Below are 10,937 nucleotides of genomic sequence, written 5' to 3' on the forward strand. Positions count from 1 at the left end.
CTGCTCAGGCATAGAGGCCTCCCTCGTTCTGGGTGCGTCTGGCGGCGCGGCGACGCAGGATTTCAGCGACGGTCATCAGCAGGAAGGAGGCAACCAGAAGCAGCGTGCCCAGCGCCAGCACGCCGGGCAGCTTGGCCGCGAAGCGCAACTGGCCCCAGATGTAGATAGGCAGCGTCGCTTCAGTGCCGGTCAGGAAGAAGGCGATGATGAATTCGTCGAGCGAAATGGTGAAGCAGACCAGCAGGCTGGAGATGATGGCCGGCGCCACCATCGGCAGCGTCACCCGCCGGAAGGTGCCGAAGGCGCTTTCGCCGAGGTCGGCGGAGGCCTCTTCCAGGCTGCGGTCGAAGCCCTCGAAGCCGGAGGTCAGCACCGTCATCGAATAGGGAATGCAGACCAGCACATGGCCGAGCACGACGGTGAACAGCGACAGGCTGAGGCCAAGCTGCAGCATCACCAGCAGCATGGAGATGGCGACGATCACCTCTGGCAGCACCAGCGGCGCCATGATCAGCCCGTGAATGGTGCTGCGGCCGGGGTAACGATAGCGGGTGATCGAGCGCGCGGCGAGGATGCCAAGCAGGGTGGACAGGACGGCGGCCGACACGCCGACGATCAGGCTGTTCCAGGCGGCGTCGAGCAAAGCCGGCGTGCGCGGCAAATCCTCATACCAATGCAAGGTGAAGCCGGTGAGCGGAAATTTCGGTGTCGCCGCCGTGTTGACCGAGAAGATCGGCAGGAAGATCACTGGCAGATAGAGGAACGCGACGTAGAGAAACGCATAGGTCGCCAGCCAGCCGCCGGACAGGAAGCGCCGCACCGCAATCATCGCGCCAGCCTCTGCACGGCACGGATGATCAGCACCGTGGCGCCCGCCATCAACGTCACGATCAGCATGGTGGTGACGGAAAGCGCGGCACCCAGCGGCCAGTTGGAGGCCTTGCCGAATTGCGCCTGGATGGCGTTGGCGATCATGACGCCATCCTTGCCGCCGACGAGCTTCGGCGTGACGTAGTCGCCGACGGTCGGGATCATGACGATCAGCGCCGCCGAGATGACGCCTGGCGCCGACAGCGGCAAGGTCACGCGCAGGAACGAGCGCAACGGGCCGTCGCCGAGATCGGTGGCCGCTTCGACCAGCGTGCGGTCGACCTTCTCCAGCGAGACGAAGATCGGCAGGATGGCGAAGGCCGCCCAGGCATGGGTGAGCGTGATGATGACGGCGCTCGAATTGTAGAGCAGCGCGGTCGACGGCTCGTCGATGATGCCGAGGCCCATCAGGCCGGAATTGAGCACGCCGTTATAGCCGAGGATGACCTTCCACGACATCACCCGCAGCAGATAGCTGGTCCAGAACGGGATGGTGATGAGGAACAGCCACAGGCTCTTGTGGCGTCCGCCGTGGAAGGAAATGAAATAGGCGATCGGATAGGCCAAAAGGACGGTGAGCAGGCTGACCGTCAGCGAGATGTAGAGCGAGCGCCATAGCAGATCACGGTAGATCGGCTCGGTCAGCGCAACGCGGTAGTTTTCCAGCGTGAAGGTGCGGTCGATGGTCAGGTAGTGCTGCGTCCAGAAGGAATGCGCGATGACCACCAGGATCGGCAGCACCAGAAGGATGAGCGCGTAGATGAAGGTCGGGCTGATCAGGGCGAGGCCCTGTACGGGTTCGGACTGCAGAAGGGCATTTCGTCTGGCCCGCGTCATGCGCAACGGGGGCGACCCTTCCGCGGCCGCCGTCATTGCCAGGCTCCGGGGGGCAGGGCTCCGGGTGTGATCTCGGTTGCTGGCCTGGACTGTCCCGCCATGCGGTATCCCATTGTGCTGACGCCAGCTGCCTGTTCCCCTTGCCGGCTTTCTTTCATCATGCGCGCATCCTTGGATTGAAATCAAGCGCTAATTCTGCAATATTGATTGAACGGACATTCAAAATGAAGTGAAGAAAGCCGCTGTTTCCAATGCTTGGCATCTCACTTCATGTCCGATGAAAATTTGTGAAGCAATGTGAGGCGATGATGGCTGCGGCAAGGGACCTGAAGGCGACCGAGATGGCCGGCGCGGAGCCCGGCGACGATGCCGTCGAACTGGCCAAGCGCCATCTCATCCAGCCCTGGCCGTTCGCCGGTTCGGTCGGTGCCGAAGCACGCGCGCTGATCGGCGAAGGCGACGGCATCTACATCACCGACAGCACCGGCAAGCGGCTGATCGACGGGCCGGCCGGCATGTGGTGCGTCAATGTGGGCCACCGCCGGGAGGAGCTCGCCAAGGTGATGTACGACCAGGCGATGGCGCTGTCCTACAACACGCCGTGGTACACGATGAACGCGCCGTCGGCGGAACTTGCCATGCGCATCGCCGGCCACGCGCCGGGCGATCTCAGCCATGTCTTCTACACCACCGGCGGCTCTTCGGCCGTAGAGACGGCGCTGCGCTTCATGCAGTTCTACAACAATGTGCGCGGCCGGCCGGAAAAGAAGCTGATCCTGAGCCGCGGCGGCGCCTATCACGGCTCGACCTATCTGTCGGCCTCGCTCAACGGCCGCCCGCGCGACCGCGACTGGATGGACGGCGCCGACGAACTGGTCATCAAGCTGTCCTCGCCCGATCCGTTCCGCCGCCCGCACGGCATGAGCCTTGCCGCCTTCACCGATTTCCTGGTCGATCAGTTCCGCGACACGATCGCCCGCGTCGGCACTGAGCGGATCGGTGCTTTCGTCGGCGAGCCGGTACAGGCATCCGGCGGCGTCGTGGTGCCGCCCGACGGCTACCTCAAGCGTATCCGCGAGATCTGCCGCGACAACGACATCCTCTATGTGTCCGACGAGGTGGTGACGGCATTCGGCCGGCTTGGCCATGTCTTTGCCTCCGGCGACGTGTTCGGCATCGATCCTGACATGATCACTTTCGCCAAGGGCATTACCTCGGGCTATTTCCCGCTCGGCGGCGTCATCATTTCGGAGCGGTTGCTGGAAGAGCTGCGCCGCTCGAACCATCCCGACGCGATGTTCGGCCATGGCCTGACCTACACCAGCCATCCGGTCGGCTGCGCGGTGGCGCTGAAAAACCTCGATCTGCTTGAAGAGGGCGTGCTTGCCCACACGCAGGCGGTCGCGCCCTATTTTCAGGCGCAACTGAAGACACTGGAAGAACTGCCGCTGGTCGGCGAGGTGCGCGGGATGGGATTGATGGGCTGCGTCGAATGCGTGGCGGACCGCGAAAGCAAGGATCCGCTGCAGCTCGACAAGGATGTCGGCAAGCGCATCGACGCCCATTGCCACGAACTTGGCCTCTTGGTCCGGCCGCTGATCAACATGTGCGTGATGTCGCCGCCGCTGATCATCACCCGCGAGCAGATCGACGACATGGTCGGCATCCTGCGGGAAGGCATTTCAAGGACGATGGATGATTTGAGGAAAGAGGGCGTGTGGCGAGGATAACAGCCAATCTCCCCCCACGGGGAGATCGGCAGCTTGGCTACGACCGCGACCTCAGCGCATCGTTCAAATTCCACATGTCCTTCTCCTCGGGCGCGGTTTCCAGGCCCAGCACCGGCAGCATCTTGCGCAGATGGTCGTGGTGGGTGCGCACGCCATATTCGAGATCGGAGAGATAGAAACCCTCGAAGGCTTCGGACAGCATGGATTCGTTCGACCATACCGAGAGCTGCACATCTTCCGACATGGTGTCGCGGTCGATGCGGAAGGAGAGGTAGCGGGCGGCGGCCTGCTCGCGGCTTTCGTCGCGGTAGCGGTAGATGGCGCCGCGCAGCAGCGTCTCACCCGTCGACAGCGGAAACTCCTGATAGAACTGCACCGATTCCGGCATCACCGAAATGACCGCATTGGGGAAGATGCCGTAATAGACCCATGCCTTCTTCAGATAGTCGGGTAGATGCGTCGGCTCGGGCGCGATCTTGACGTAGTTCCTGACGCTCCAGCGCCGGCCGGCATGCGGGTTGTAGGTGGCGAAGGAGCGCGACACGCCGTTGATGAAGGGCTCGTCGAAATAGGTGGCGCCATAAAGATCCTGCAAGGCGGGATGCGCCATGGCGACGTGATAGCCCTCATTGTCGACGTCGCGCACCGACTTCCAGTTGACCGGAGTCTTCTGGTTCCAGATGCCCCAGGAGGGCACCATGTCGGCGGCGTTGTAATGCGCGAATTCGGGCTCGATCGGCTTCATCAGCTCGGCGACCGAAGGCTGCGGCCCGCCATTGCGGAAGCGGATGAAGATGAAGCCCATCCAGATTTCCAGATCGAGCGGCATCAAGCCGAACTCGGTCTTGTCGAGGTCGGGGAAGGAGCGCGGGCGTGCGGCACCACGCAGCGTGCCGTCGAGATTGTAGACCCAGCCGTGGAACGGGCACACCAGCGCGTTCTTGCAATTGCCCTGGCTGTCGGCGACGACGCGGCTGCCGCGGTGGCGGCACATGTTGTTGAAACCGCGCACGACGCCATCCTTGCCGCGCACGATCAAGGCGCGCTCGCCGACGACGTCCATGGTCAGATAGTCGCCGGCATTCGGAATGTCGGAGACATGTCCAACGATCTGCCAGTGGTTGCGGAAGACGTGCTCCTTCTCGAGTTCGAGAAGGGCATCGGAATGGTAACTCCAGCCCGGTAGTCCCCGCCGGTCCCAATCGTTGGGGATCGCCACGTCACGGAGGTGCGGGTTCATAAAACGTCTCTTCTTTTTATTGAATACTCATTCAATAAAATCATATTTTTCATTGAAATGCAATGGCTTGTGAAAGTATCGAACTTTTGCTCATCCGTGCCGAAGTCGATTTTCGACCGATGCAACTGAGGAAAATCCCGGAAATTCCGAGCCTTAACCTGGCTTGTGGAACGCGTGTCTTGGGCGAGGGGGCAGCGCTCGATGCTGACAAAATCTCACCCGTTTCCCGCAAAAATTGCTGCTTCCCTGTCCGGAGTGTGAGGTTGCTCATAGTTCGCGGGCCGAGGTTTGGGCTTTGCTGCCGGATATCGACGTTCCAGAAATATCCCGAGCGCGCGCATGAAACAGCTTCGCAATACAGACCAGCCTATGCGGCTGTGGCCGGTTTTGCCCGAATATGCCCGTTTCCAGTGTTGCGATGCTGTTACACGGGCAAGCTATCCGTATCATCCGCCCGTTACCAAGTGCGATTAAATTCGTTTCATCACTAAAAGAAACTCAGCGAAGGGGAAGGCAATGCATGCGAAAATCCAGGCGATCCGCGGCGAGAGCCGCCTTCAAGCTCCAGAGCGCAATGACCGCCGTCCGAAACTGGCGCTGCGCCAGCGGGCCAGCGACCACCCCATGGCGATGTTCATGGTGCTGGCTGCTTGCGCCTTCATCGGAATGGCGTTCACGCCGACAATCGGGCCAGCCTTCGCTTCGTTGAATCCACCGGCCAACCTCGTCGAGGGTGCGCAGACGACGACCAGGACCGCGCGTCTGCCGATGCCGATGACCGATTTTGCCTGCAGGGGGCAGGCCTGGGGCGCCGAGAGCATCGATTGCCTGCGCGCTATTGCCGAGCAGTCCGGAGCACACAAGAGCCGCGCAATCCGCATGATCGCCAATGCCGCGCCGTTAACCGGTACGCCGAACATTTTCTGATTTCTGTCGAAGCATGATCCCGAAAACCGGTTCCCTCTTTGGGGATCGTGCTCTGACCTCCCCGAGCGCCTCCAGCGCTCCTTTCGGCTCCCGCCGCGACATCGGTTGGGGGCCTCTTTTTTATCCTTTTATTGCCGCCTGTTCGGCAATGGCGGACAGCACACTGCGCACATCCAGCGTGCTGAACGGCTTTTCCAGGATCTGCGGCCGCTGCTGTGCCGGCAGGGCCTCGATTTCGGCTTTCGCGCCGATCAGGTCGCCGGTGACCAGCACGAAACGCCGCGCCAGGTCGGTCTTTTCGATGAGCAGTTCACGATAGATCGATATGCCGCTGATGCCGGGCATGCGCAAATCCGAAAAGACGATGTCCGGCGGCATGTGGCCGCTCAACGTGGCGGCGCCCGATTCCCAGACAGGGACGATCCGCGACTTGATGCCCATCAATTCGAGAATGTCGGAGAGCGAGCCGGCGACATCCGGCTCGTCGTCGATGATCAAGGCGTGGCGCAGGCCGCTCGATCGCGGCTGGTTCTCGCCGGCAGCAACAAGGCCGGCTACAATGGCGGGCAGTTGGACGACAAAACGCGCCCCTCTCGGTAGCACTTCCTCGAACCAGACACTGCCATTGTGCCGCTCGATGATCGATTTCGAGATCGACAGACCGATGCCGGTGCCCACGCCAACAGGCTTGGTGGTGAAATAAGATTCGAAGATGCGGTTGCGGATCGCTTCCGGCACGCCGGGCCCATTGTCCTCGACCGAGAAGCAGGGGTTGCCCCGGTCGCTGCGGAACGTCCGTACCTTGATCAGCCGGTCGCCGGCAATGCCGGCCAAAGCGTGCTGGCTGTTGATGAGGAAATTGGCCGCCACCTGCGTCACGTGGTCGGCGTCGGCCATGGCCAGCAGCGGGCCGGCGGCGAAGTCGGTGTCGATGATGATGCCGCTCGAGCGCGCGCCATAGGCGGTCACTTCCAATGCTGCACGGATCACCTGGTTGAGGTCGGTCTCGGCCTGTGCCGCAGGATGAAGGCGCACCATCGACAGGAAGCTCTTGACGATGCGGCCGCAGCGCTCGGCGGCGGCACGGACTTTCTCGGCGCGCACCTTGGTCTGCGGATCGGAGGCGAATTCGTGCAGCAGCGTCGATTGCGCCACAACCACGGCCAGCGGGTTGTTGAGCTCATGCGACACGCCGGCCAGCAACGAGCCCATCGCCGCCATCTTCTCGTTCTGGTGCAGCTTCTCGCGCTGGCGACCAATCTCCTCCTCGGCGCGCAGCTTGTCGCGCAGGTCGCGGATGGAGCCGAAGATCAGGCGGCGGTCGGCGACCCGCATCTCGGTCGCCGTCAGCTCGATCGGGAACACTTCGCCGGCGGCGTTCTGGGTCACCGTCTCGAGCCGCTGGCCGACCATCGGCGCCCCACGGCCAGACATGTATTCGGCCCCCGAAGCATAGCCCTTTCGGTAATAGATCGGCACGATGGTATCGAGCAGGTCCTTGCCGAGGATGTCGCTGCGCTGGAAGCCGAACATCTTCTCGGCGGCCGGATTGAATTCGATGATAGAGCCGGTCTCATCGATGACGACGATAGCGTCGAGCGAGGCCTGCAGCATGGTGCGGCGAATGACCTCGCTGGCATGGGCTTCGGATGGCGAGCGTTCGATGGCATCGCCGATGGCCAGCGCAATGATGTGCAGCGTCGCCTCTTCCTCGTCGGTCCATTCGCGCTCGTTGACGCAGTCATTGACCGCCAGCGTGCCCCAGAGATGGCCATGCGCGAAGACCGATACCGACAGGAACGACTTGATGTTCTGCTTTTCGAAATCGGTTCTCAGAAAGCCATCGAGATTGCGCGTATGGCCGGCGAAGATCTTGCCTTGCCGCTCGTCCTCGGCCAGCCGCTCCAGCAGTGGGTCCGAATTGACGATCGACTGCATGATGACCGTCGGTGACGCCAGTTCGCCGCCAAAGAGCGGGTCGATCCAGTAGGCGGCGACGGATTGGGCGAAGCCCTGGCCAGGCAATTCGCGCAAGCGAAACAGGATGCCGCGCTGGCAATCCATGGCTCGGCAGAGCGTTTCCAGGATACCTTCCATCTCGCGCTGCCAGTCGCCGGCCTCACGCAGCCGGCGAACGACACGCACGGCCGCCATCGCAGCGCCCTGCCTGAAACCCTGCATCTCCGTGCTTGCTGCTTCAGCGGTCATTGTCAGCCGTCATTCCAGAGGTCATGCCAATTCGATCGACGAGCAACGGCCCGAACCTGAAACCCTCTGGCCTCGCTGCTCAGTTGCCGTCGCCGGTCGGCAGCGAGAAGATATAGCCTTCGCCGCGCACCGTGCGCAGGAATTTCGGATTGGCCGGGTCGGTCTCGATCTTCTTCCTCAACCGCATGATACGAATATCGACCGCGCGCGACGATTCCGGATCCTCGGTGAAGCCGATCGCCTCGGAGATCGCGGCGCGGGTCAAAAGCCGGTTGGCGCGGGTCAGGAAAACCTCCAGCACGTCGAATTCGCTCTTGGCCATCTCGATCACCGCGCCATTGGCGCCGGTGACCAGCCTGCCGTCGAGATCGGCCTGGAAAGGGCCGAAGGCAACGGAACGGCGATCGGTCCTGGCCTTCTTGTCCTGAAGCTCCTGCGGTTGGGGAACGCGGCGCAACACGCTGCGCACCCTCGCCAGCACTTCGCGCAATTCGTAGGGCTTGACGATGTAGTCGTCGGCACCAAGCTCCAGTCCGACGATGCGGTCGAGCGCGGTGCCGGCGGCGGTGGCGTAGATGATGCCGATCGGCAGCTTCGAGCGCAGCCAGCGGCCGAGCGACAGGCCATCTTCGCCCGGCATGGCGATATCGAGAATGGCGAGATGGAACGACTGCGTTTCAACGAGGCTGCGCGCGGCGGCAGCACTTTCGGCGGTGACGACCTCATAGCCCGCGGCTTCGAGATATTCGGCAACCGCGTCCCTCAGGTCGGGCTCATCCTCGACGATGACAATTCTTGCCCGCACGATGCTCTCGCTCCCACTTTCAGTGGAAAGTAGATTGGGTATAAACATGATGTCCAGCACTCATCTCGGGATGTCTGTTGCAGGGTGGGAAAACATGGCCGCACGATCGATCATCGCGCTTGTTTCCGTTGCCGAAGTGGTCGCGACCGAACTCGCCGACCATCTCGAGCGGCGCGGTCACGATGTGCGTCAGGCGCGGCAGCCCTGGGAGGCCGAATCGCTGCTGTCGGGAAAGGGCATCGACGTCGTCGTCGTCGGTGACAGCCTCAGCCAGGCGGAGGGGCGCGACCTGCTCCGCCGCCATGGCGGCGAAGGCGGACCGGATTTCATCCTGATCTGCCGGCCGGCCGATCTCGTCGACAAGGTGCTGGCGCTCGAGCTTGGTGCGGCCGACGTCATCGAGAGCCCGCTCAATGTCCGGGAACTGGCTGCCCGTGTTGGCGGTCTGCTTTCGCGACGCGGCAGGGGCAACCAGGAACTGATCGTGCTGGAGAACGCGACCGTCGATCTGAGGTCGGCCATGGTCATGCATCGCTCCGGCACGGAGGAACAGCTCTCGCCCGGCCAGGTGGCGCTGCTCAGGCTGTTCCTGGCCAGTCCGCGCAAGGTGCTGACGCGCGACGACATCATTGCCGCGGCACCGGCGGAAAACGCCGACGCCTTCGATCGCTCGATCGATTCGCGCATCGTGCGGCTGCGCCGCAAACTCGACACCGAAACCATCACCACCATACGCGGCGCTGGCTACCGGTTCGATCCGCCGCAGCAATTCGCCGGCTGATTGCCGGACGCTGAAGAAGTCTCTTCTGTTGGGCATCGGATTTTCCATCTCTGGGCCCGATGCTCCTAGGGTCAGCGTACCAGCAGAAGCGATGGCCCCACCGGCATGTCGCTGCCCATGGTGATCTCGCTTGCATGGGCGCGATCCCTGAGCAGTACGGTGGCAAGGGCGGCAAAGCCGAGCAGGCCCTGCGCGTAAAGCAGTGCGGAAAGCACCGAAGCGGCAAATTTCGTTTTCATCGTACCAATTCCCCAAAAAGCCAATTCTTCAAAAGTGAATGTGTTGCGGGTCGCTTCAGGACACCCCCGAAGTGCCCGCGCCGCCCACGGAGCCCCCCGTCGCGGCGCGGGCCTTCGGTCCTCTCGGCAGCAAGTTGCCGGAGGCGCCGCGCAAACCCGTCAGCCTAAGGCCGACCCGCCAGAGGGCCTTTAGCCGGGCGATGCGCAGGCTGGAAACAATCCAGACCGTGGCGAAAAACAGTGCGGCATGCAGCGTCGAAACCTCACCCGACGTCATCGCACCGAGGCTTGTCAGCGGGGTGCCGGCAACCGTCCCGACGCCGCCGATGACCGCTGCCGCGATGCTGATCCTGAGGAGCCAGGACAGTGCGTTCGATTTCGTTCCCATGTTTCGTTGCCGGCTGTTTTCGTTACGTCAACTTTGCTTGCGGCCCGTATCCGGATCATGCCGCTTGAAGCCTCGCTTTGTTGCAGTTTGGTTTCGAGATCGCCGATCTTTCTTTCGTATGCTGCTAATTCGCACCTTCGTTTAGAGGCAGATACCCATGTTCCCTGACTTTGGCCTCGCCGGAAGGTCGAAGATCTGACTCACATTCGGTTCTATGAAGGGCTGCGCTTGTTAACCAGAGGAAACAGATTCGAAACACAAATGAGCATTTTGCGAAATCTCCTCGAAACATGACATTGGGATAAGCAGCCATCGAATTGGAGCCGGCCGGACCGGCAGAGAGAGGGGATTTCATCATGCATACCGCCATTTTCGCCAAGCTCATCAACATCACCGCCGCCGCGCTCACGGGTGCCGCCCTGCTGCTCGGCGCCGGCTCGGGTGCCGCACATGCCGCCAACAAGATCGTGGCACGCGTTTCGCTTTCACAGCAGATCATGGAAGTCTCGGTCGACGGCCGGCCGACCTTCGCCTGGAAGGTTTCCACCGGCGACCGGGCCCATGTGACGCCGACCGGCTCGTTCAAGCCGACGCGCATGCATGAGATGTGGTATTCGAAGAAGTACGACAACGCCCCGATGCCGCACTCGGTCTTCTTCAGCGGCGGCTATGCGGTGCATGCGACCTATGCGATCAAGCGTCTCGGCCAGCCGGCTTCGCATGGCTGCGTACGGCTGCATCCCGACAACGCCGCGGATTTTTACCAGCTCGTCGAAACGTTCGGGGCGACCAACACCAGCATCGTCATCGTCAAGTAGCAGGCTGGAAACGATGGCGTGTCGGCATGCTGCCGCGCCTCAAAGCTCCCACCGGAAAACGCTGCAGTATTGAGTACAGCTCAAACCGGCGGTA

At 62.3% G+C, this 10,937-nt stretch carries 11 protein-coding genes; 4 read left to right on the forward strand and 7 right to left on the reverse strand.

Features of this window, described 5'->3' with window-relative positions:
- Positions 1 to 4: 4 nt before the first annotated feature.
- Together ACZ89F_RS35560 and ACZ89F_RS35565 are read right to left on the reverse strand one after the other, a co-directional pair.
- Positions 5 to 829 carry an ABC transporter permease gene (locus ACZ89F_RS35560; protein WP_183447856.1) on the reverse strand — a complete coding sequence of 275 codons (825 nt, stop codon included), beginning with the start codon at positions 827 to 829 and terminating at the stop codon, positions 5 to 7.
- The gene (locus ACZ89F_RS35565) at positions 826 to 1,743 is read right to left on the reverse strand and encodes an ABC transporter permease (protein ID WP_109665225.1); all 918 of its coding nucleotides are present in this window, start codon (positions 1,741 to 1,743) and stop codon (positions 826 to 828) included. The genes ACZ89F_RS35560 and ACZ89F_RS35565 overlap by 4 nt, the downstream gene beginning before the upstream one ends.
- A gap of 272 nt (positions 1,744 to 2,015) precedes the next feature.
- Here ACZ89F_RS35565 and ACZ89F_RS35570 point away from each other — a divergent pair, with 272 nt between their 5' ends.
- Complete coding sequence (locus ACZ89F_RS35570; protein ID WP_476096877.1) at positions 2,016 to 3,437, forward strand: aminotransferase; 1,422 nt, start codon at positions 2,016 to 2,018, stop codon at positions 3,435 to 3,437.
- Positions 3,438 to 3,474: 37 nt separating this feature from the next.
- Here the strand turns inward: ACZ89F_RS35570 and ACZ89F_RS35575 are convergent, their stop codons facing one another.
- Positions 3,475 to 4,677 (reverse strand): aromatic ring-hydroxylating oxygenase subunit alpha, encoded by a 1,203-nt coding sequence (locus tag ACZ89F_RS35575; RefSeq protein WP_476096879.1) that lies wholly within the window; start codon positions 4,675 to 4,677, stop codon positions 3,475 to 3,477.
- Between the two features lie 516 nt (positions 4,678 to 5,193).
- Between ACZ89F_RS35575 and ACZ89F_RS35580 the strand changes: the two genes are divergently transcribed.
- Positions 5,194 to 5,604, forward strand: a complete 411-nt coding sequence (locus ACZ89F_RS35580; protein ID WP_476096880.1) for a hypothetical protein — start codon at positions 5,194 to 5,196, stop codon at positions 5,602 to 5,604.
- A gap of 120 nt (positions 5,605 to 5,724) precedes the next feature.
- Here ACZ89F_RS35580 and ACZ89F_RS35585 read toward each other — a convergent pair whose 3' ends face one another.
- Together ACZ89F_RS35585 and ACZ89F_RS35590 are read right to left on the reverse strand one after the other, a co-directional pair.
- Positions 5,725 to 7,812, reverse strand: a complete 2,088-nt coding sequence (locus tag ACZ89F_RS35585) for a GAF domain-containing sensor histidine kinase (protein ID WP_476096882.1) — start codon at positions 7,810 to 7,812, stop codon at positions 5,725 to 5,727.
- A 79-nt stretch (positions 7,813 to 7,891) separates the two neighbouring features.
- Complete coding sequence (locus ACZ89F_RS35590; RefSeq protein WP_476096884.1) at positions 7,892 to 8,665, reverse strand: response regulator; 774 nt, start codon at positions 8,663 to 8,665, stop codon at positions 7,892 to 7,894.
- Positions 8,666 to 8,711: 46 nt separating this feature from the next.
- Here ACZ89F_RS35590 and ACZ89F_RS35595 point away from each other — a divergent pair, with 46 nt between their 5' ends.
- A complete protein-coding gene (locus tag ACZ89F_RS35595; protein ID WP_476096886.1) occupies positions 8,712 to 9,398 on the forward strand; it encodes a winged helix-turn-helix domain-containing protein in 687 nt (228 codons plus the stop codon).
- A 71-nt stretch (positions 9,399 to 9,469) separates the two neighbouring features.
- Here the strand turns inward: ACZ89F_RS35595 and ACZ89F_RS35600 are convergent, their stop codons facing one another.
- Positions 9,470 to 9,637 (reverse strand): hypothetical protein, encoded by a 168-nt coding sequence (locus ACZ89F_RS35600; RefSeq protein WP_136620565.1) that lies wholly within the window; start codon positions 9,635 to 9,637, stop codon positions 9,470 to 9,472.
- A 55-nt stretch (positions 9,638 to 9,692) separates the two neighbouring features.
- Complete coding sequence (locus ACZ89F_RS35605; protein WP_476096888.1) at positions 9,693 to 10,025, reverse strand: hypothetical protein; 333 nt, start codon at positions 10,023 to 10,025, stop codon at positions 9,693 to 9,695.
- Between the two features lie 356 nt (positions 10,026 to 10,381).
- Between ACZ89F_RS35605 and ACZ89F_RS35610 the strand changes: the two genes are divergently transcribed.
- Positions 10,382 to 10,843 (forward strand): L,D-transpeptidase, encoded by a 462-nt coding sequence (locus ACZ89F_RS35610; protein ID WP_476096890.1) that lies wholly within the window; start codon positions 10,382 to 10,384, stop codon positions 10,841 to 10,843.
- Positions 10,844 to 10,937: the final 94 nt, after the last annotated feature.

The organism is Mesorhizobium sp. USDA 3734, assembly GCF_056279665.1.

Excerpts from the sequence above, each read along its gene's own strand:
- ACZ89F_RS35610 (WP_476096890.1), top strand. The coding sequence starts at position 10,382 with ATGCATACCGCCATTTTCGCCAAGCTCATCAACATCACCGCCGCCGCG.
- ACZ89F_RS35570 (WP_476096877.1), top strand. The coding sequence starts at position 2,016 with ATGGCTGCGGCAAGGGACCTGAAGGCGACCGAGATGGCCGGCGCGGAG.
- ACZ89F_RS35560 (WP_183447856.1), bottom strand. The coding sequence starts at position 829 with ATGATTGCGGTGCGGCGCTTCCTGTCCGGCGGCTGGCTGGCGACCTAT.
- ACZ89F_RS35600 (WP_136620565.1), bottom strand. The coding sequence starts at position 9,637 with ATGAAAACGAAATTTGCCGCTTCGGTGCTTTCCGCACTGCTTTACGCG.
- ACZ89F_RS35575 (WP_476096879.1), bottom strand. The coding sequence starts at position 4,677 with ATGAACCCGCACCTCCGTGACGTGGCGATCCCCAACGATTGGGACCGG.
- ACZ89F_RS35605 (WP_476096888.1), bottom strand. The coding sequence starts at position 10,025 with ATGGGAACGAAATCGAACGCACTGTCCTGGCTCCTCAGGATCAGCATC.
- ACZ89F_RS35585 (WP_476096882.1), bottom strand. The coding sequence starts at position 7,812 with ATGACCGCTGAAGCAGCAAGCACGGAGATGCAGGGTTTCAGGCAGGGC.
- ACZ89F_RS35590 (WP_476096884.1), bottom strand. The coding sequence starts at position 8,665 with ATGTTTATACCCAATCTACTTTCCACTGAAAGTGGGAGCGAGAGCATC.
- ACZ89F_RS35580 (WP_476096880.1), top strand. The coding sequence starts at position 5,194 with ATGCATGCGAAAATCCAGGCGATCCGCGGCGAGAGCCGCCTTCAAGCT.
- ACZ89F_RS35565 (WP_109665225.1), bottom strand. The coding sequence starts at position 1,743 with ATGACGGCGGCCGCGGAAGGGTCGCCCCCGTTGCGCATGACGCGGGCC.
- ACZ89F_RS35595 (WP_476096886.1), top strand. The coding sequence starts at position 8,712 with ATGGCCGCACGATCGATCATCGCGCTTGTTTCCGTTGCCGAAGTGGTC.